Source organism: Rhizobium sp. UBA1881, from assembly GCF_002338015.1.
GTDB lineage: Bacteria > Pseudomonadota > Alphaproteobacteria > Rhizobiales > Rhizobiaceae > Rhizobium.
In genome coordinates this window covers 17,383-36,767 of sequence record NZ_DDHH01000084.1, presented here as the reverse complement: position 1 = coordinate 36,767, position 19,385 = coordinate 17,383, and the positions used below count along the sequence as shown (strand labels likewise).

Here is a 19,385-nt window from a genome sequence, read left to right as displayed (position 1 = left end):
CTCGTCACTCATCCGAGAAAGCGAGCCCGTTGCGCCGGCGTCGGCACGAAGCAACTTGCCCGCCGCCCGGCAATCTTCAGCCGGTTGCGCGCCACGAATTCGTAGAGCCGGTCTGCGAGCTTTCGTGGCAAAAGCCGGAATACCCTCACAGCTGACCACGGCGCACCGAGCCCGGCCACCATGCGGATCGAGCCGTCCGACTTGAAGAAGGCCCGCCCGCCTTCGATCAGGATGTTGGTCTCGTAGTCGCGCTCGTTGAGCCCATAATGCCGGTAGAGCGCCTCGCCGAGCGGCGTCTGCGCGGCAAGAAAGCGGTAGCGCTGGCGCTTGTCGTGCTTCAGCGCGAACTGCACCCAAGCCGAGCAGAACACGCATTCGCCGTCGAACACGATCAGCGGTCGGTCGTCGGGGAAATCGGGAACGGCCGCATCCTTTCGATAGCTGTAGTCAGCCCGCATCGGCTCATCCTCTCCCGGCCACGCGATACGACCCCAAAAGCGCCGGCGGGCCGTCGGTCTCGATCTCGCCGCGCTCGATCAGATCCTCGATATGCGCGAGCACGGAAAGTGCTGCCGCGCCATGCAGCCGCGGATCGGTGTCGCGGTAGATCACCTTTACCATGTCGGGGATATTGGTATCGCCGGCCCTGATCCGCCCCAGCACCGCGCGCTCGCGCATCCGCCTGTGCGTCTTCAGCGCCCGCATGAAGGAGATCGGCTTGCGCACCGGGCCGCCATGGCCGGGCAGAAGCAGCCGATCGCGCCGTGCGATCAGCTTGTCGAGCGAGGCCATGTAATCGGCCATCGAGCCATCCGGCGGCGCGACGATCGAGGTCGCCCACGCCATGACATGATCGGCCGAAAACAGGATGTCGGTGTCTTCAAGCGCGAATGCCATGTGATTGGCCGCGTGCCCCGGCGTATGCACGCCCGTCAGCCGCCAGCCATCGCCCTCGATCGCCTCGCCGTCGGCAAGTGCGATGTCGGGGCGAAAGGCCATGTCGGAGCTCTCCGCGAAGGGATTGGTCTCCCCCGCATGAAGCGGCCGCGCCGCCCGGTGCGGCCCTTCGGCGACGACGATAGCCCCCGTCGCCTCCTTGAGCCGGCGAGAGAGCGGCGAGTGGTCGCGGTGCGTATGCGAGACGAGGATATGCGTGACCTCGCGCCCCTTAAGCGCTGCCATCAGCGCCGAAAAATGCGCGTCGTCCTCGGGGCCGGGATCGATCACCGCAACCGAGCGGTCGCCGACGATATAGCTGTTGGTACCGTGAAAGGTGAAGGCACTCGGATTGTTGACCGTGATCCGCTGGACGCCCGCCGCGATGGGCACGGCCTGGCCGTAGGCTGGCTCGAAGGCGCGATTGAAGTCTGGATTGGCCATGTCGTTCCTGCGGTCGTCCACCCGGTCGTATCTTGTAACGACCTACTTGTACTCGATCTCGATGAAGGACATCGGCTTGTCGCCGGCATTGACGACATTGTGTTCGGTACCCGCATCGCGCCGATAGGCGGCACCCGCCGCGATATCCACCCGTCGGCTATCGCTTTTCTCCTCGATCAGAAACTGGCAGTCCGTCATCGGCACCACGACATAGCCCATCCCATGCGTATGCACGCCGGTATCGGCGCCGGGCTCGAAGTCCCAACGGGTGATCTTGACGACGGCATCGTCGAGGAGAAGCGTGGCAAGGGCAGGCGGGCGGGCACGATACTGGCTCATTGTCACTCCGGCGCAATATTGTCTCGCAAGAGACCTAGCACGCCGCCCGCCGGAGTGCATAGGAATCAGCGCAGAGAGAAGAGCGCACAGAAATATGCTCGCCCCGAAACTTAATGATTGTGACGTTCACGGACCTTTGCTAATCAGGCGACGCAATTGGCAAGCGTTTCTCGCTGCCAGTCTCTGGTGGGGCGTCGCCAAGCGGTAAGGCACCGGTTTTTGGTACCGGCATTCCCAGGTTCGAATCCTGGCGCCCCAGCCACCCCGTAATATTCAAGTAAAATCGTGTATTCTGAGGTCGCCAGTATTACATGTTAGTTGCGCTCAGTCGTTGAGCATGGCGAAAAATGCAATTTTTCTTTTGTTTCCGCAGTGTGTTTCGGGAAACCATCTTCCATCATCGTTCTTGCAAAATAACGCCCGTACGCTGAAGATTGAGTGTAGGGAGCGCCGATTTCTCTTCATTCGTGTAAGAGTAGTGGCGAACCGGGTGAGCGGGTTTGGATCGACTAATGAAGTAGCCGCTTCTCACGTACGAGATAGGAACAATGGGGCGCAAAAGCATCTTCAGCCTGTTATGCCTTCTGGCCAGTACTTCTATAGTGCTCGGGGAAGAAATGGCCACAGGGCCTTATTCAAGTGAGCTTGAATATTTAAAGGACAGGTTTGACCGATCGACCACCATCTCCTCTGACGCCTCGGTGGGGTTGATTCGCGCTGTGGAACTTGTGGTAAGCGATCAGGTTGACGACAAGTGTTTTACGAATGTGGGCGCAGTATCAGCTCGAATTCGTGCGCTACTTGAGAACGCTGGGATACCCGTCTACAGCGAGCCTCTGGCGAGTCCGTTGCCCTTTAACCCCAAACTCTTTGTCGTCGTTCTTGGCTTTAGGGCCGGAAACGGTCCGTGCGTTGCATCAGCGGAGATGAGTGTTGAATTTGGCAGTGAGACAGACCTCGGGAGCCTGACTTATACTCGTGGAGTGTATCGGGTTAAGGGGCCGCAGGTCATGTGGCGGAAGCACAGCTTGTTTAGCCGCGGTGATAATGCAAACGAGGTGTTACTTGAGAAAGTCCAAGAGTGGACCGACTCTCTTACCGCTGACATCGCCGCTGCACGACGAGACCCAGAAGTTCAGAAATTTCTCGGCGTTTGGTCTAAAGAACCTCCTCAGACAGCCCGTGAGTTTCAGGCTGAAATGGATAAGACCACCAACAAGGCAACGAGTAACCAGTAGCCGCGATCTCAAGTGCGCGCCCTTTGCCAGCCTGCGTATCGTTACTGCATCTACAAAAAAGGCGGAACCCGCGTCCCGCCTTTCGCATCTCTCACCCCCGTTGTGCCTTACTGCGCGGCCGGCTGGGCAGGCGCCAGGAATTCGGCGCAGTAGGAGGGGCCGTTCACGCCGGGGATGTCGCCAGCGACCTTGATGCTGCGGATCGTGTAGTCCGCGCTGGTGGTAATGGTAACCTGGCAGCGCAGGTACTGCTTGCGGGCGGGCGAGATCTGCTTGCCGCGCTTGCCCTCAGTGCCGTCGGCGTACTTCGCCGGAACGGTGACGGTCTTGTAGCCGCCCTTCCAGGTGTAGACGTTGCCGTTGCCATTGTCGGCATCCGTGAGCGGCGGGCCGAAGGCTGCGAAGAACTTGCCGGCGGACTGGCCGACCCAGCGGCTGGAGATCGGATCGGCGGCCGTTGGGATGGTCGTGCAGCCGGCCAAGGTGATGGCCAGCGCTGCGGCTGCGAAAGTGCGGAGTTTCATGGTGTCGTCCCTGGATTTGTCGCGCATTCGGCGGCGGGAATCACTGCCCCTGCAGCGTTTCAGCCTGTCCTGACCAGCGCTTTAGCGCGGAACCCGGCAAAAGAAAATCAGCTCTTTTTCGCGATTGCAAAATTTGCGGCGGGTGTGGCTTTTTGCTCGCGCGCAAGCCCGGGCGCGCTTGCCGCCGCCGCCGTCATAAAAATGCAACCCGCTTTGGATTTTGGTGCTTGCGCAAGCCGTTGGGCCGGTCTATAGAGGCGCCGCTGGTCACGGAGTGTAGCGCAGTCTGGTAGCGCACCACGTTCGGGACGTGGGGGTCGGAGGTTCGAATCCTCTCACTCCGACCAGCTGAAAATCCCGGCATTGCAGGATTTTCCACCCGATCCCGAATTTCACCGAATATCTAGCTCTATCGCAACGGACCGATTGCGGACCGCGTCGTCGTCCGCCCGCATCAACCCGTTCGTATCCGGCTCTTACGGCGTGACCTTCGCGGGCCGAGCATCCGGCGCCACATTGTCGGCCACCTTGTTGCCGTAGCTGGCGCGATAGGTGCCGTCGGTTCCCGGGAAGAGCACGTACTCCACGCCTTTCACCACCGCCGTTTCAAGCGGCACGGGTGCGCCGTTGTGAGTGAGTTCCTGAAGCCGGCCGCGTTCGGTTGACGATGGCAGCATCGCCGTCAGCATGCCATGCGTTCGCTGATCGCCGGCGATCGTGAAGGCGAGGCGTTCGCCGTCCCATTGCTGGTTGAGAATGTCCGTTCGCGACCTCCCGTCCATCCAGTCCAGCATCTGCCGCGCGGAGACCATGGGGACCTCGTATTTCTGCGCCAATTCCATCAGGAATTTGTCGAACTCGTTGTGGAAGTCGTAATGCGTTCCGAAGGCGCCAAAGAACTGTTCCGGCCCAAGCGCCCGCTGGATAAGCCCTTCGACGGCAGCGCGATCGTCGTCGAAGATCTCGTCCACCAGATGCGTTTCCTGCTGATAGACATTGATCAGCTCGCCCTTCTCGGTGCTGAACCGCATCGGAATGCCCGAACCTGTCAGGAAGCCGGTGCGGCCGTTCACCCAGGCCTTCGGCCAGTAATAGTAGTTCATGTCGAAGCGAATGCCCCAGTCCCGGCCGATCTTGGCCTGGGAGGTGTAGTCGCTCCACACGATGCAGTGCAGCCGGCTCGCCTCTTGCACCGGCACGTCGGGATAGGCGGCCCGGAAGCGCAGGATGTCTTTTGCAAAGGCAAGGTCGAGAGAGGCTCTGGACCAGTTCTGGCAATAGGTGCTGGCATGCGAGCCGAGATCGAAGCCCGCCGCCGCATAATCCTTGGCCGCATGGGCAGTCAGTCCCGATTCGGCGTAGAGCCAGGAGGTCGCACGCGCGCACTCCCATTTCGCCACGTCGCAATTCTTGGCATCCAGAGAAAGCATGCGCTCGAAGGAATCGCGCGTGCCGCGTTCCGTTCCATGGTCGTCGGCGGCCATGACGAGCACCGCCTTGTGGTGCTTCGGGAAATACCAGAAGCGGGGGATGGGCGCGCCGTCGCGCTGCAGGTGCTCGATCAGGTTCGTCAGCAATCGCATCTGCTCGTCGGCCTGGGGAACGTGCACGCGGGATATGTCGATGTAGTCGGGCTGCGGGTCGGTGGCGGATTTGCCGTAGAAGAGATCGTTCGGCCGGATCGGCGCAAGTCCGTCGCGCTCCTGTCCCGCCCATTGCGGATTTCCCTGCCGGGTGAGAACGACCGACTGCGGCAGGTCGAAGGCGAATGCGGCAACTTCTCCCCCCGCTGTGCCGACGCTTCGAAGCGTCAGGGCCGGCATCGGGCTCTTGTCGGTGTGGCTCGAAAGCGTGGCCAGCGTTTGCGTGCCGGCGCCGGTGCTGTAGCGATCGGCAGGACCGTGAAACCTGATATCCGCCACGAGCCCCTGTCCGGGCGCCTGCTGCGTGTCGATCGAGAGCTCTCCCTCGGCAATGGGCGCGCCCGTTGTTTCGAGCCCCGCAAGCTTCGCGAGTTCCGCGGACGGCCGGATCGCGATCAGGTGTCCGCCGCCATTGACCCAGCTTTCAAGCGCCGATGCCGCAGCGGCCGGCACAGCGCCTGCGGTCATCACCAGCCGATGCTCGGCAAGGACCGTGGACTGCAGCGATGAGGCGCCGATCGTCAGGAAGTTCGTAAACCCCTCGGCTCGCAGGATTTCGGAAAGATAAGGTCCAAACGGCGCATCCTCGCCAAGCACGAGCAGGATCGGCCCGCCGCGACCCTGGTCGAGCGGCGCCTTTGCCAGAACGGAGAATGTCCAGTCGTGAGCGGCCTTGCCCTGCAGCGAACTGCGCACCTGGATGTCGGCCTCCGGCAGCGGTTGGTAGCTGCGGAAGATCGCGGCGGTGCGCTGCTCGTTCACCTCCACGGCGCCGGCGATATCAGTCGTCGAGCCGTCGGGTTTGTGGGCCGACACGTCGAGCACCATCGCGCCCGGATCGACAGGTTGGCTGAAGGCGATCTGGATGCGCACGCCGGGAACGTTGACCGAGCCGGGAAGCGGATAGGTCGAAGCGACCTGCGGTTCCTCTTTCGATACCGCGGAGACGCCCACCGCAGCGGCTGCGACGAGCAGGCAAAAAACGACAGTTCCGATGATTTTCTTCACGGGCCGAATCTTCCTCGCTGTAATTTGCCTTGTCCACGTGATGCTTTGCCCACGTGATGCTCCGGCCGATCAAAGCCGGCCACGTCCTGCCGGGGCGACAGGGCCTCATCGAAAGGCGTCGTTTGCATACGCAAAGAAGAACTGTCCGTCGGCATCCCCGTTGCCGACGCTCACAAAAGACGCCCCGCTGAAACTGATATCTTGAGAAAAGCAGTTTTGAAATTACGCCCTTCGCAGATTGGCGTTACCGCTAATAGCTTATTTTTCAGCAATTACTGATTGTTTTTGATCGCCATTTTCAATGAGTAGACGCTGAAAATCGCGCCAGAGTGGCGTGCGCCGCCGAGCTGACAACCTCTCCTGATCGCCAATCGGGGGAGGGCGTGTTTTCGGCCATCCCAGCCGCGCCGCCGGCAATATACGGAAAAACTCTTCCGCCAATCCGCATATTGCCTCGCCCGGACCGCGCGCTTAAAGCTTGTTGTCACAAATGTCATGAAGGCGGGACGATGAGCAGAGATTACTATTCCAGCATGGGCGGCCTGCCGCCGCAGACCGATCTTTTGTCGAGCAAGGCGGTGTTCACGACGGCCTACGCCGTCATCCCGCGCAGCGTGATGACCGATATCGTCACCAGCTATCTTCCCCACTGGCAGGGTACGCGCGCCTGGGTGATCTCACGCCCGATGACCGGCTTCTCCGAGACATTCTCGCAATACATCATGGAAGTGCAGCCCGGCGGCGGCAGTGACCGGCCGGAGCCGGAAAAGCGCGCCGAAGGCGTGCTCTTCGTCGTGGATGGCGAGGTCACCGTCGATCACGAAGGCGCCACGCATGTGCTGCGCCCCGGCTCCTTCGCCTTCCTGCCGGCCGGCTCGACATGGACGTTGTGGAACAAGGGTGCTGCTACGGCCAAGTTCCACTGGATCCGCAAGGCCTTCCAGCCGGTCGAAGGCCTGGAGCCGCCACCCGCGCTCTTCACCCATGAAGACCAGAACCCGCCGCAGTCGATGCCGGATACCGACGACGTCTGGGCGACCACCCGCTTCATCGACCCGTCCGACCTGCGCTACGACATGCATGTGACCATCGTCACGCTCGAGCCCGGCGGCGTCATCCCCTTCATGGAAACCCACGTCATGGAGCACGGTCTCTATGTGCTCGAGGGCAGGGCGGTCTATCGGCTCAACAAGGATTGGGTCGAGGTCGAGGCGGGCGACTACATGTGGCTGCGCGCCTTCTGCCCGCAGGCCTGCTACGCCGGCGGCCCCGGCCGCTTCCGCTATCTGCTCTACAAGGACGTCAACCGGCACATGCCGCTGTTCTAGGCGGAGGCAACAGGGATGACGGCAACGATCGAGATCAGGCGGGCCGAAGCGGCGGACGCGGCAGCACTCAGCCAGTTCGCTGCCCGCCTGTTCCGCGCCACCTATGGCGAGGATACGCCAGCCGCCGATCTCGAAGCCTATGTTGCCAAGGCCTTCCGGCCGGACATCCAGGCCGCCGAGATCGCCGACCCCGAGGCAGCCGTCTTCCTTGCTGCGGATGGCGACACGCTTGCCGGCTACGCCTATCTCGTTGTCTCGCCATCGAAGGCTGATGCCAGCCTGCTCAGCCGCATCTACATCGACGCCGCCTGGCGCGGCCAGGGCCTCGCCAACCGCCTGCTCGATGCCGTCGTGTCGGAATGTGCCGCCCGCGGCGTGGAGCGCCTGCAATTGACGGTCTACGAAAAGAACGCCCGCGCCATCGCCTTCTACAACAAGGTCGGCTTCACGCCGGTCGGCAGCACGACCTTCACGGTGGGCGATGACGTGCAGACAGATATCGTCATGGAACGGGATGTGACTGCGCGGTTCGCCAACTAGCGCTGGCCAACATCTCCACCCTCATTCCTGTCCTTGTGACAGGAATCCAGCCACGGCGCGTCTGCGCCGTGAAAAGACTCTATTGCATTCACGGACGTGAATGCGCTGGATCCCTGTGACATCGCCCGGACGAAGTCCGGGCAAAGGGATGAGGGAGTGTTGGGGGCGTTCGCCTACGAAAACGAAACCCATCCCATATCTTCACATCAAATATCGCCCGCCGCATACGGCCAGCGCCGCACAGCCTGCGCCGCCGTCATCTGCCGCACCCCGCCGCCACCGATGAGCCGCTGCAACACCCGACCATCGATCACAACAAGGCTACTCATGATCAGCGCCATTCCCGCAAGCTCGAACATCCGCAGCCGCTCGCCGAGAAAGAACGCGCCGAGCAGCGTGGCGCTCACCGGCACAAGCAGCGTCACCAGCGAGGCGTTGGTCGCGCCGGCCGAGGCGATGAGGCCGAAATAGAGGATGAAGGCGAGTGCCGTGCACATGAGCCCGAGGATGGCGATCGCCACCCATGTCGAGCCGCTGATGGGAATGATGTTCTGCGGCGCGCAGAAGACGGCGACGACGGGCAGCATGAGCAGGCTCGAGACTGTCAGCTGGCCGGTGGCGATCACCTCGGCGCCGATGCTGCGGCAGCGCCTCGCAAGCACGACGCCGAACGCATAGGAGATGGAGGCGCCGATGACCGCGAGCTTGGCCCATAGCGGCCCGTCGAGATCGGAGATCAGACCGGGGCCGATCAGCACCGCAGCACCGGCGATGCCGAGCGCGATGCCAGCGAGTGCCGTGACTGACAGCCTCTCGTCTTTCGCAAGCACCGTGGCGACGAAGATCGTCCAGAGCGGCGTCGTTGCGTAGAAGATCGAGGCGAGGCCGGCGCCGATCTCGGTCTGTCCGGCGAATATCAGCGAGAAGGGGATGACGTTGTTGAGAAGCGCCAAGCTGAGGAAGCCGGCCGGGTGCGCAAGCACCGGGGCAAAGGAGAGGCCGCGAATGCGAAGCCAGAGATGCAGCGCCAGCGTCGCGATCGACACCCGGTAGAAGACGAGAGCCAGCGGCGAAATCTCGGAAACGGCGATCCGCCCGATGAAGAACGAACCGCCCCACAGCGCGCCGAGCAGTAAAAGCCGGCTCCAATCCTGTGAGGACATGGCGCGCCCCGCCGTGACAGGCACGACAATGCTGTGTGACGAGACAGGCCTTACCGGTGTTGCGATGCCACGCATGCCTTTTGCCTCCCCAAAAGAAAACGGGGCCGATCGGCCCCGTCTCAAGTCGTCATCTCAGATATCGCCGCCGGCGTTGGTCCAGAGGTTGGCGGCCTCCGCCGCCGTCATCCGGCGCACCTCCGCTTCGTCGCGGCGGCTGGAAAACAGCTCGCTGGCCATGATCTGGTCGGCAAGGTCGGCCGGCAGTGAGAGGATCACGCGGCCGTCGCCGCTGTGAAGGCCGCCGAGCTCCGAGCGCTTGCCCGTCACCATGCCGCCGGCCACCGTATTGTTGGTCTCCGGATCGATCAGGATGAAGGCGCCCGAGGAGCGGTTCTGCTCATAGGGGTCGAAGATCGCCGCCTCGTCGAAGGTCAGGTGCACCTTGCCGATGGCGTTCATGTAGAGCGTCTCGGCCGAGGTCCATGTGCCGGTCTTCAGCTGCAGCTGCGCGACAGGCTGAACCTGAACGCGCTGGCGGCGGCTGCCGCTCTTCAGCCAGTAGCGCTTGCCGGACTCGATGCCCTCGGGCTGCAAGGCGACGATCTGCGCGTCGAAGGACAGACCCACCTGCGGCTGGCTGTCGATCGAAACGATCATGTCGCCACGCGCCACGTCCACCTGGCGGTCTAGCACCAGCGTGATCGCATCGCCCGCGACCGCCGCGTTGCGCACGAGATCGAAGGTGACGATCTTGGTGACGTTGGCGACCATGCCCGACGGCAGGATCATGACGCTGTCACCCGGCTTTACCGAGCCGCCGGCAACAGTGCCCTGATAACCGCGGAAGCTCTCACCCGGACGCGACACGCGCTGCACGGAGAGGCGGAAGCCGACCGTCTGCGACGAGCGCACGGTGGCAAGCTCCAGCGTTTCCACCAGCGTCGGGCCGGCATACCAAGGCATCGAAGCCTCGCCGGAATAGACGACGTTTTCGCCCTTCAGCGCCGACATCGGGATCGCGGTGATCTGCTTGACGCCGAGCGACAGCGCGAATTCGCGGAATTCGTGGACGATCTTCTCGAAGCCGGCGCGGTCGTAGTTGGTGAGGTCGATCTTGTTGACCGCAAGCACGAACTGCTTGATCCCGAGCAGCGAGGCGATCGTCGCGTGACGGCGCGTCTGCTCGAGAATGCCGGCGCGGGCGTCGACCAGCAGGATGGCGAGGTCGGCAGTCGAGGCGCCGGTTGCCATGTTGCGGGTGTACTGCTCGTGGCCGGGGGTGTCGGCAACGATGAAGGAACGCTTGTCGGTCGCGAAATAGCGATAGGCGACGTCGATGGTGATGCCCTGTTCGCGCTCGGCCTGCAGGCCGTCGAGAAGCAGCGCGAAGTCGGGCAGGCCGAGATCGTTCTGCTTGCCGGTGGAATCGCGGCGCAGCGTCGCTGCCTGGTCTTCCTTGACAGCCTTGGTGTCCCAGAGCAGGCGGCCGATCAGCGTGGACTTTCCGTCATCGACGCTGCCGCAGGTGATGAGGCGCAACGGTCGCGTGTCGCGCACGGCCTGGGCGGGCTCGGCGGCGGGGGCGGCGATGGCGCTTGCTGTTGCTGCTGCAGTCATCTCAGAAATATCCTTCACGCTTCTTTTTCTCCATGGAGCCGGACTGGTCGCGGTCGATGGCGCGGCCCTGGCGTTCGGAGACAGTGGCAATTTCAAGTTCGGCGATAATGTCGTCCATCGTCGTGGCGGTGGACTTGATCGCGCCCGTCAGCGGGAAGCAGCCGAGCGTGCGGAAGCGGATGTAATCCTCCTGCTTCGTTTCGCCGGGCAACAGCTCCAGGCGCGGATCGGTCGCATCGATCATCATGCCGTCGCGCTCGACATAGGGACGCTTGGCGGCGAAGTAGAGCGGCACGATCGGAATGTTTTCGGCCTGGATGTAACGCCAGATATCGACCTCGGTCCAGTTCGACAGCGGGAAGGCGCGCACGCTCTCGCCGCTGCGGATCTGGCCGTTATAGATGTTCCAGAGCTCGGGGCGCTGGTTGCGCGGATCCCAGCGGTGGTCGGGCGTGCGGAAGGAGTAGATGCGCTCCTTGGCGCGGGATGCTTCCTCGTCGCGCCGCGCGCCGCCGAAGGCCGCGTCGAACTTGCCGGCGTCGAGCGCATTGCGCAGCGCTTCCGTCTTCATGATGTCGGTGTAGCGCGCCGAGCCGTAGGTGAACGGCGTGATGTTTTCGGCCGCACCGCGCGGATTGATGTGCTCGATCAGATCGAGATCATATTCCTTCACGATTTTGTCGCGGAAAGTGATCATCTCCGCGAACTTCCAGCCGGTGTTGACGTGGAGCAGCGGGAAGGGCACGCGGCCGGGATAGAAGGCCTTGCGCGCCAGATGCAGCAGCACGGATGAATCCTTGCCGATCGAGTAGAGCATCACGGGACGCTCGAACTCGGCCGCCACTTCGCGGAAGATATGAATGGATTCGTTTTCGAGCGCCTTCAGATGAGGGTCGAGCGGCGGCTTGGTGCTCTGCGGATTGCTGAGTTCCGTATCCGGACGGCTATCGGGCATGTCTTACTCCAGACTTCGATCATTCGCAGGCCCCTGGCCCGGAATGCGATGAGACGATGCATCGGGGAGCGCCGGCGGCTGCCGCGCTCTGATCCCGATGCCGAGGGGTTACTGTTGGATGGAAATGGCGGACGCCTCTTCAGCCACGTGCAGGCCGCATTCGCGCGTCTGGTCCTGTTCCCACCACCAGCGGCCGGCGCGCTCGGGCTCGCCGGGCTTGATGGCGCGGGTACACGGCTCGCAGCCGATCGACGGGTAGCCGCGCGCATGCAGCGGGTTGATCGGCACGCTGTTGTCGGCGACGTAAGCCTTGATGACGTCGATGTCCCAATCGGCCAGCGGATTGACCTTCAGGAGATGGCGATCGGCGTCATATTCGGCGAACGGCGTTTCGGAGCGATTGGCCGATTGGCCGCGGCGCAGGCCGGTGATCCAGATGGTTGCCCCATTGAGCGCGCGCGCAAGCGGCTTCAGCTTGCGCACGCCACAACAGGCATGCCGGGCTTCGACGCTTTCGTAGAAACCATTCAGGCCGTATTGCGCCGCATAGGCGTCGATATCGGCCTGCTCGGGCTCGTAGCGGCTGATTTGGATGTCGTACTGCTTTTCCGTCTCGTCGATCAGGTTGAGCGTCTCGGCAAAGAGGCGGCCGGTCTGCAGCGTCACGACGTCGATCGGCAGTCGGTGATTGCCGATCTCGGCGGTAATGACCTGGTCTTCGATACCAAGCGAGGTCGTGAACACCACCCGCCCACCAAGGCCGGCGACGAACGACAGGCGTTCCGCCAGAGATAGGCTTGCAAGCTTCGTGTTCAGCGTTTCCGCTTCTTCGATTGTATGAGCAACAGTCATGGGAATCCTGTCCTAGATGTTGACAGGAGTATCGCAGCTTGGGGATGGAGAGGACAGAAACAGGCGTTTCGAAAGCGGGCTGGAAAGGAGCAAATATCTCTCCCCGGCCGCTGCAATGCAGAAAAGCAGCCGCGCCGGCGCACAACGGCGCCCGTGAGCCTTAATGTCTATTGATTTAGTAGTCTAACACGCCGTTTGTCAACCAGAAATGTGTTTTGATGATCGCCATTGTGCATTTTGACGTACATTCTACTGTGCTGAATTGTTCCGGAAACACACGCGCGAAAGCCTTGCCACGCAAGGGTTTTCTCGCTGTTGTTCAAACTCCGTTCATCCCGGCTATGCCATAAGGCAAGATGGAAAATTGCTGCCGGGTGCTGATGGCACCCTGCCGCTTGTGTGTCGATGGCTGAAAATGATTACGCAGAAGGCGAAATACGCGCTCCGTGCGCTGACGGTACTGGCCGAGGCCGATGACGGCGAACCTGTGATGATCTCCGATATCGCGGCGCAGCAGAAGATCCCGAAGAAGTTCCTCGAGCAAATCCTTCTCGACCTCAAGCATCAGGGCATCGTCGTCAGCCGTCGTGGCAAGCAGGGCGGCTATCTGCTCCTGAAGCCGGCCGACATGATCACCTTCGGCGAAGTGCTGCGCATCATCGATGGCCCGATCGCCCCGCTGCCCTGCCTGTCGATCACCGCCTACCGCAAGTGCGACGATTGCGACGGCGAGCAGAACTGCGAAATCCGCCATGTGTTCGCCAGGGTCGCCGACGCCACCCGCAAGGTACTGTTCTCCACCACCATCGCCGACGCCGTTGCGCCCCGCGGTGCCGAAGTCACGCGGATGCTGGCCTGACGCGCAACGCCGACCTTAGTGGGCCGGCTCTTCCTGATGTGACGCCTTCTCCGCCGCGCGCCGCGCCCTGATCGCGGCTGCGATGAACACACGCGACAGGCCATGATAGAGCGGCTCGCGCGACAGGAAGCGCGACGTCACATAGCCGATCATCGATACCGCCATGATCGGGATCACCGCCTCATGATCGCCGGTCATCTCCAGGATGATCACAAAGGCCGTCATCGGCGCCTGCACGACGCCGGCGAAATAGCCAGCCATCCCAAGGATCGCGGCCAGCGCGATGCTGCTGCCGATCAGCGAGCCGACCGTGCTGCCGAAACCGGCGCCGACGGCAAGCGACGGCGCGAAGATGCCGCCGGGAATGCCTGAGATCATCGACAGGAAGCTGGCGAGCAGCTTCTCCACGAAGAAGAATAGCGGCAGCGCATGTCCCTCGACGGCACCTCTGGCCTGCTCGTAACCCGTGCCGAACGTGTTGCCGCCCGACGCGATCCCGATCACGGCGATCGCCAGACCGCAGCCGCCCGCGAGAAAGAGCATGCGCTTCAAGGGCTGCGGCTGCGCCCAGCGACGCACGCGCTGGCCGACATGGAGCGCAAGGCCGCTGAAGCCTGCCCCGAGCGCCCCGCCGCCGACGCCGCAGATGATGACGAGGCCCCAATCGGCCATATGCATCGGTGCCACCGAGGTGGAGCCGAAATAGTTGTAGCTGCCCGACAGCCCGAGCGCGGCGAGACCGGAGAGGATCACGGCGGTCAGCACCAGCCCGTTCGACCGCGATTCATACGTCCGGCTCATCTCCTCGATGGCAAAGACGATGCCCGCGAGCGGCGTGTTGAAGGCGGCAGCGATGCCGGCGGCCGAGCCCGCCAGGATCAGCCCGCGCGCCTGCGCCATGCCGCCGAAGCGGGCGACAGCCAGCATGATCGACGCGCCCACCTGCACCGTCGGCCCCTCGCGGCCGATCGATGCGCCGGAGAAGAGGCCGAGCACCGTGAGCAGGATCTTGCCGCCCGCGATCCTGAGCGACAGCAGCCGCGTGCGGTCCGCTTCGTCATGCAGGTGGCGCGCCGCGATCGCCTGCGGAATCCCGCTCCCCTGTGAATTCGGAAACAGCTTCGCCGCCAGATAGGCCGACAGCACGAAACCGGCCGGCGTGATGACGAGCGGCAAGAGAAACGACCAGCGCCCTGACGTCGTCACCGACACGAATGCCTTTTGCGCCATGTCTGCGAGTTCCGCGAAGGCGACGCTGATCAACCCGATCGCCAGCGCCCCGCACCAGAACACCAGACGCGGACGCCAGAGCGAGAACGAGCCCCGAAACACGCGCGAACGACGGAGCAGCTTGGATTTGCGATAGAGAGGTGGCATATCGGTCACTTGGGCGTGGGGGCAGGAGAGGGGGCACCGGTCTTATCTGCCCCGTGGCCGGTGTTTGCAAGCCCTGGCGAATATGCGGGTGCGGTTGCGGTTTTGAGATATGTGTTATCCTCCGACCAAACAGGGGGAGCAAAGATGAGAATAAGCGTCGATATCGGCGAGGATGACCTGAAGGCTCTGGATTCCATCGCAACGCTCGAGAATGTCTCGCGCTCATCTCTCATTCGCCGGGCGATCGGCAAATTCCTCAGCGGGAATTCGCCGAGTGATCGGAGCGAGGCATTCGGCCTTTGGAGAAGCCGGACGGTCGATGGTCTCGCCTATCAGGAGGCGATCAGGTGCGAGTGGCAAGACAAAACCCCTTAAAAGCGAAGGTTTCCACGTCGCCGATTGTCCTGCATTCTGGGCAGCAATGGCAACGTTGAGATGGATGCCGTGAAACCCGCAAGCTCCTTTGCAATTGACCTCGCGCCCGACCTGCGCGCCGCCGCCGAAAGCGTCTTGCGGGACGGCGAGACGTTGCACTCCTTTGTCGAAGACGCCATGCGCGCTCGGATCGAGCGCCGCCAGTTCATTGCACGCGGCCTTGCCTCCGCGGAAGAGGCAAGGCGGACCGGCGTGTATTACACCGTCGAGGAGGTCCTCGCCGAACTGAGAGCGAAGCTCGACGAGGCACTCGCGATGAAATCGAAATAGGGCATTCAACCCCTACCGATCGCTCACTTCCCAACGCGGATTGATCCAGGGCTCCTGGTTGGAGCGCGGCAGCGGCTGCTTGCCGAGAATGTGATCGGCGGCCTTCTCGCCGGTCATGATCGACGGGCCGTTGAGGTTGCCATAGGTCACGTGCGGGAAGATCGATGAGTCTGCGACGCGCAGGCCGTCGACGCCGATCACCCGCGTTTCCGCATCGACCACCGCCATCGGATCATCCTTGGCGCCCATCTTGCAGGTGCCGCAGGGATGATAGGCGCTTTCCAGATGCTCGCGCAGGAAAGCGTCGATCTCGTCGTCCGTCTGGACGTTCTCGCCCGGCTGGATCTCGGAGCCGCGATATTGGTCGAAGGCCTGCTGGCCGAAGATCTCGCGGGTCAGCCGCACGCAGTGGCGGAACTTCTCCCAATCTTCGGGGTGGCTCATATAGTTGAAGCGGATCAAGGGGTCGGCCTTCGGATCGGCGGAGGCGAGCGTCACGTTCCCGCGCGATTTCGACAGATTATAGCCGACATGCACCTGGAAGCCGTGGCTCTTGGCCGCCGCCTTGCCGTCATAGCTGATCGCGACCGGCAGGAAGTGATACTGGATATCCGGCTGCTTGACGCCGGGGCCTGAGCGCAGGAAGGCGCAGGCCTCGAACTGGTTGGAGGTGCCGAGCCCCGACTTGGTGAACATCCACTGCGCACCGGCAACCCCCTGCCAGAACCAGGGCAGCCACGAGTAAAGCGATACCGGCTTGGTCGAGACCTGCTGGAAATAGAATTCCATATGGTCCTGCAGGTTGGCGCCGACACCCGGCCGGTCCGCCTTCACCTCGATCCCCATCTCCTTCAGATGCGCCGCCGGGCCGATGCCCGAGAGCATCAGCAGCTTCGGCGAATTGAACGACGAAGCCGAGACGATCACCTCGCGGTTGGCCTTGACGACCTCGACCTTGCCGCCGCGCTCGATCTCGACGCCAACAGCCCGGCCGTTTTCGATCACCACCTTGCGGGCAAGGCCGTAGACGAGATCGACATTCGCCCGCTTCAGCGCCGGCTTCAGATAGGCCGACGCGGCCGACCAGCGGCGCCCTTGAAAGATCGTCTGCTCCATCAGCCCGAAGCCTTCCTGCTTCGAGCCGTTATAGTCGTCGGTCGCCTCGAAGCCCGCCTGCTTGCCGGCCTCGACGAAGGCGTGGAACAGCGGGTTGCGGAAGCCGCCGCGCTGCACATGCAGCGGCCCGTCCGTCCCGCGCCATCCCTCTTCGCCGCCGTGGCTGTGCTCCATCCGCTTGAAATAGGGAAGCACGTCGGCATAGGCCCAGCCATTGGCCCCGAGCGCCTCCCAGCGGTTGTAATCCTCCGCATGTCCGCGCACATAGACCATGCCATTGATCGACGACGACCCACCGATCACCTTGCCGCGCGGCGCCGTGATGCGGCGGTTGTTGAGGTTCGGTTCTGGCTCGGAAAGATAGCCCCAATTGTAGCGCTTCATGCTCATCGGCCAGGCCAGAGCCGCCGGCATCTGGATAAACGGCCCGAAATCCGACCCGCCCGCCTCGATGACGATAACGCTGTTCTTGCCGTCTTCCGACAGACGATAGGCAAGCGCCGAGCCCGCCGAGCCGGAACCGATGATGACGAAATCTGCCTGCATGGTCATTCCCATATCTCTGGAATTCTGCTACTAGTGGGTGTATTGCGGAATGCTATTTTTATGCTGGTCGATCTTATCGCTGAGAGCTATATTGCGATGAAGCAGATTGTCATTAGCCGCGAGGCGCAAAAGAGCCTGAGCCTCATGCAACCGAAGCGTCGGGCTGCGATCTATGCGAAGCTCGACGCCTATGCCCTTGGGCAACCGGTCGACATAAAGAAGTTGGAAGGCAGGGACTACTATCGCATCCGCGTTGGTCGGGACCGCATCATTATTGACGATCAGGGCAGGGTCGTCATGGTCATCGAGGCCGGCCCGCGCGGCAGTATCTACAAGGAATAAGACGCGATGGGCGATATCCAGAAGCTGACGATCGATGGGAAGAATTACGTCCTTCTGACTGAAGAAGACTATGAGGACTTGGTCGATGGATTGCAGGCCGACGCCATAATGGCACGCGTTGCTGCTGGTGAGGAAACCTGGCCCTATGAATTCGTCAAGGAACTCACGGAAAGCGACAGCCGCATCCGCAGCTTTCGCAATTACCGCGGCTTGACGATTTCCGAGCTTGCCACTGCCGCCGGCATCTCGCAGCCCTATCTCTCCGAAATCGAGACCGGCAAGAAGACGGGGTCCGTCGATGTGCTGAAGCGCATCGCGTCGGCCCTGAATGTCGATCTCGACGATCTCGTTGTCGGCTGAGTTCATATCAATAAGGCGCCTGAACCGGCCCCATGCCGACATAAACCGTCTTCAGCTCCGAATAATGCTCCAGCGCGGCAATCGAATTCTCGCGGCCGAAGCCGGATTGCTTGGAGCCGCCGAAGGGGATTTCGACCGGGCAGAGATTGTAGGTGTTGATCCACAGCGTGCCTGCTTCGAGCAGATCGACCACCCGGTGGGCGCGGCTCATGTCCGAGGTGAAGACGCCCGCCGCCAGGCCGAATTCGGTAGCGTTGCCGCGTGCGATCACTTCCGCCTCGTCCTCGAAATCGAGCACGCACATCACAGGCCCGAAGATCTCCTCGCGGGCAATCGTCATCTCGTCGGTCACATCGGCAAACACTGTCGGCTGCACATAGTAGCCTTCGCCCGAGACATTGTTCGGAATGCCGCCGCCGACCACAAGCGTCGCGCCGTCGGCCTTGCCCTTTTCGATGTAGTCGAGAACCTTCTCGCGCTGCGCCCAGGAGACCATCGGGCCGATCTGCGTCGCCTCGTTCATGGGGTCGCCGATGACAATCGCCTCGGTGCGTGCCTTCAGCCGCTTCAGGAATTCGTTCTTGATATCTTTCTGCACGAAGACGCGGGTGCCGTTGGAGCAGACCTGGCCGGTCGAATAGAAATTGCCGAGCATGGCGCCGCCCACCGCGCTGTCGATATCGGCGTCGTCGAAGACGATGAGCGGCGATTTCCCGCCGAGCTCCATCGTCACATGCTTGAGATTGCCGGCAGCCGCAGCCGCCACCTTGCGGCCGGTCGGCACCGAACCGGTCAGCGAGACCTTGGCGACATCGGGATGGTTGACCAGCAACGGGCCGGTATCGCGGTCGCCCTGGATGACGTTGAAGAGCCCCTTCGGAAGGCCGGCCTCGATCAGGATCTCGGCGATCTTCAGTGCGCCGAGCGGCGTGTTCTCGGAGGGCTTGAACACCATGGCGTTGCCTGCGGCAAGCGCCGGTGCAGCCTTCCAGCAGGCGATCTGCTGCGGATAGTTCCAGGCGCCGATGCCGACGCAGACGCCGAGCGGCACGCGCTTGGTATAGGCGAAATCGCCGCCGAGCGGGATGTAGGAGCCGTTGAGGCCGGCGGCGATCACGCCGCCGAAGAACTCGAAGCTGTCGGCGCCGGACGTCGGATCGGCGACGATGGTCTCCTGGATCGGCTTGCCGGTGTCGAGCGTTTCGAGCTCCGAGAGTTCGCGGTTGCGCTCGCGCATGATGTCGGCGGCGCGCTTCAGGATGCGACCACGCGCCGTCGGGCTCATTGCCGCCCATTCCGGCTGGGCGCGCTTGGCAGCGGCGATCGCCTTTTCGACGATGGCGGGCGTGGCCGCGTAAAGCCGCGCGATGACTTCGCCGGTCGCCGGATAAAGGCTTTCGATCACGGTGCCGGCATCGTCCTCGACATATTCGCCGTCGATGAAGTGCGATGCTGTGGGCTGGGCTCTCATGTCAGATGTCCTTGCGGTGCTT

20 protein-coding genes and 2 tRNA genes are annotated in these 19,385 nt (G+C 62.6%); 10 read left to right on the top strand and 12 right to left on the bottom strand.

Going from position 1 to position 19,385, the window contains the following annotated elements; translation table 11 throughout:
* Positions 1-8: 8 nt before the first annotated feature.
* The 3 genes from B3605_RS10225 to B3605_RS10215 are packed head-to-tail and all read right to left on the bottom strand — an operon-like array spanning position 9 to position 1,719.
* Positions 9-458, bottom strand: coding sequence for a thiol-disulfide oxidoreductase DCC family protein (locus tag B3605_RS10225; protein WP_112944489.1), 450 nt, complete (start codon positions 456-458; stop codon positions 9-11).
* A gap of 4 nt (positions 459-462) precedes the next feature.
* Positions 463-1,380, bottom strand: a complete 918-nt coding sequence (locus B3605_RS10220; RefSeq protein WP_112944488.1) for an MBL fold metallo-hydrolase — start codon at positions 1,378-1,380, stop codon at positions 463-465.
* 42 nt (positions 1,381-1,422) lie between these two features.
* Entirely contained in the window at positions 1,423-1,719 is a 297-nt protein-coding gene (locus tag B3605_RS10215) for a cupin domain-containing protein (RefSeq protein ID WP_112944487.1), read from the bottom strand.
* A 187-nt stretch (positions 1,720-1,906) separates the two neighbouring features.
* Between B3605_RS10215 and B3605_RS10210 the strand changes: the two genes are divergently transcribed.
* Positions 1,907-1,981: transfer RNA gene (locus B3605_RS10210), tRNA-Gln, on the top strand.
* A 286-nt stretch (positions 1,982-2,267) separates the two neighbouring features.
* Positions 2,268-2,957: a hypothetical protein gene (locus tag B3605_RS10205; protein ID WP_112944486.1), complete on the top strand. Its 690-nt coding sequence runs from the start codon at positions 2,268-2,270 to the stop codon at positions 2,955-2,957.
* A 107-nt stretch (positions 2,958-3,064) separates the two neighbouring features.
* On the opposite strand, the gene B3605_RS10200 is transcribed toward B3605_RS10205, so the two are convergent.
* Positions 3,065-3,481, bottom strand: coding sequence for a hypothetical protein (locus B3605_RS10200; RefSeq protein ID WP_112944515.1), 417 nt, complete (start codon positions 3,479-3,481; stop codon positions 3,065-3,067).
* A gap of 270 nt (positions 3,482-3,751) precedes the next feature.
* On the opposite strand from B3605_RS10200, the gene B3605_RS10195 reads away from it, so the two are divergent.
* Positions 3,752-3,828, top strand: a tRNA-Pro gene (locus B3605_RS10195).
* A gap of 129 nt (positions 3,829-3,957) precedes the next feature.
* On the opposite strand, the gene B3605_RS10190 is transcribed toward B3605_RS10195, so the two are convergent.
* Complete coding sequence (locus B3605_RS10190) at positions 3,958-6,132, bottom strand: Ig-like domain-containing protein (protein WP_296433660.1); 2,175 nt, start codon at positions 6,130-6,132, stop codon at positions 3,958-3,960.
* 509 nt (positions 6,133-6,641) lie between these two features.
* Here B3605_RS10190 and B3605_RS10185 point away from each other — a divergent pair.
* Together B3605_RS10185 and B3605_RS10180 are read left to right on the top strand one after the other, a co-directional pair.
* Positions 6,642-7,460, top strand: coding sequence for a bifunctional allantoicase/(S)-ureidoglycine aminohydrolase (locus tag B3605_RS10185; RefSeq protein WP_112944484.1), 819 nt, complete (start codon positions 6,642-6,644; stop codon positions 7,458-7,460).
* Between the two features lie 15 nt (positions 7,461-7,475).
* Positions 7,476-8,000 (top strand): GNAT family N-acetyltransferase, encoded by a 525-nt coding sequence (locus B3605_RS10180; RefSeq protein WP_112944483.1) that lies wholly within the window; start codon positions 7,476-7,478, stop codon positions 7,998-8,000.
* 206 nt (positions 8,001-8,206) lie between these two features.
* Here the strand turns inward: B3605_RS10180 and B3605_RS10175 are convergent, their stop codons facing one another.
* The 4 genes from B3605_RS10175 to B3605_RS10160 form a co-directional block, all read right to left on the bottom strand.
* Complete coding sequence (locus tag B3605_RS10175) at positions 8,207-9,238, bottom strand: DMT family transporter (protein ID WP_112944482.1); 1,032 nt, start codon at positions 9,236-9,238, stop codon at positions 8,207-8,209.
* 57 nt (positions 9,239-9,295) lie between these two features.
* Entirely contained in the window at positions 9,296-10,780 is a 1,485-nt protein-coding gene (gene cysN, locus B3605_RS10170; RefSeq protein WP_112944481.1) for a sulfate adenylyltransferase subunit CysN, read from the bottom strand.
* A 1-nt stretch (position 10,781) separates the two neighbouring features.
* Complete coding sequence (gene cysD, locus B3605_RS10165; protein WP_112944480.1) at positions 10,782-11,735, bottom strand: sulfate adenylyltransferase subunit CysD; 954 nt, start codon at positions 11,733-11,735, stop codon at positions 10,782-10,784.
* 108 nt (positions 11,736-11,843) lie between these two features.
* The gene (locus tag B3605_RS10160) at positions 11,844-12,587 is read right to left on the bottom strand and encodes a phosphoadenylyl-sulfate reductase (protein ID WP_112944479.1); all 744 of its coding nucleotides are present in this window, start codon (positions 12,585-12,587) and stop codon (positions 11,844-11,846) included.
* A 415-nt stretch (positions 12,588-13,002) separates the two neighbouring features.
* On the opposite strand from B3605_RS10160, the gene B3605_RS10155 reads away from it, so the two are divergent.
* Positions 13,003-13,446 carry an RrF2 family transcriptional regulator gene (locus tag B3605_RS10155; RefSeq protein WP_112944514.1) on the top strand — a complete coding sequence of 148 codons (444 nt, stop codon included), beginning with the start codon at positions 13,003-13,005 and terminating at the stop codon, positions 13,444-13,446.
* A 15-nt stretch (positions 13,447-13,461) separates the two neighbouring features.
* On the opposite strand, the gene B3605_RS10150 is transcribed toward B3605_RS10155, so the two are convergent.
* A complete protein-coding gene (locus B3605_RS10150) occupies positions 13,462-14,823 on the bottom strand; it encodes a chloride channel protein (RefSeq protein ID WP_112944513.1) in 1,362 nt (453 codons plus the stop codon).
* A gap of 144 nt (positions 14,824-14,967) precedes the next feature.
* Here B3605_RS10150 and B3605_RS10145 point away from each other — a divergent pair, with 144 nt between their 5' ends.
* Both B3605_RS10145 and B3605_RS10140 read left to right on the top strand, forming a co-directional pair.
* Positions 14,968-15,198, top strand: coding sequence for a ribbon-helix-helix protein, CopG family (locus B3605_RS10145; RefSeq protein WP_112944478.1), 231 nt, complete (start codon positions 14,968-14,970; stop codon positions 15,196-15,198).
* A 69-nt stretch (positions 15,199-15,267) separates the two neighbouring features.
* Complete coding sequence (locus B3605_RS10140; RefSeq protein WP_112944512.1) at positions 15,268-15,528, top strand: YlcI/YnfO family protein; 261 nt, start codon at positions 15,268-15,270, stop codon at positions 15,526-15,528.
* Between the two features lie 12 nt (positions 15,529-15,540).
* Here B3605_RS10140 and betA read toward each other — a convergent pair whose 3' ends face one another.
* Positions 15,541-17,190, bottom strand: coding sequence for a choline dehydrogenase (gene betA, locus B3605_RS10135; protein ID WP_112944511.1), 1,650 nt, complete (start codon positions 17,188-17,190; stop codon positions 15,541-15,543).
* Positions 17,191-17,250: 60 nt separating this feature from the next.
* On the opposite strand from betA, the gene B3605_RS10130 reads away from it, so the two are divergent.
* Together B3605_RS10130 and B3605_RS10125 are read left to right on the top strand one after the other, a co-directional pair.
* Entirely contained in the window at positions 17,251-17,532 is a 282-nt protein-coding gene (locus B3605_RS10130) for a type II toxin-antitoxin system RelE family toxin (RefSeq protein ID WP_296433648.1), read from the top strand.
* Positions 17,533-17,538: 6 nt separating this feature from the next.
* Positions 17,539-17,892: a helix-turn-helix domain-containing protein gene (locus B3605_RS10125; RefSeq protein ID WP_112944477.1), complete on the top strand. Its 354-nt coding sequence runs from the start codon at positions 17,539-17,541 to the stop codon at positions 17,890-17,892.
* A 7-nt stretch (positions 17,893-17,899) separates the two neighbouring features.
* Here B3605_RS10125 and betB read toward each other — a convergent pair whose 3' ends face one another.
* Positions 17,900-19,363 (bottom strand): betaine-aldehyde dehydrogenase, encoded by a 1,464-nt coding sequence (betB, locus tag B3605_RS10120; protein WP_112944476.1) that lies wholly within the window; start codon positions 19,361-19,363, stop codon positions 17,900-17,902.
* Between the last annotated feature and the right edge of the window lie 22 nt (positions 19,364-19,385).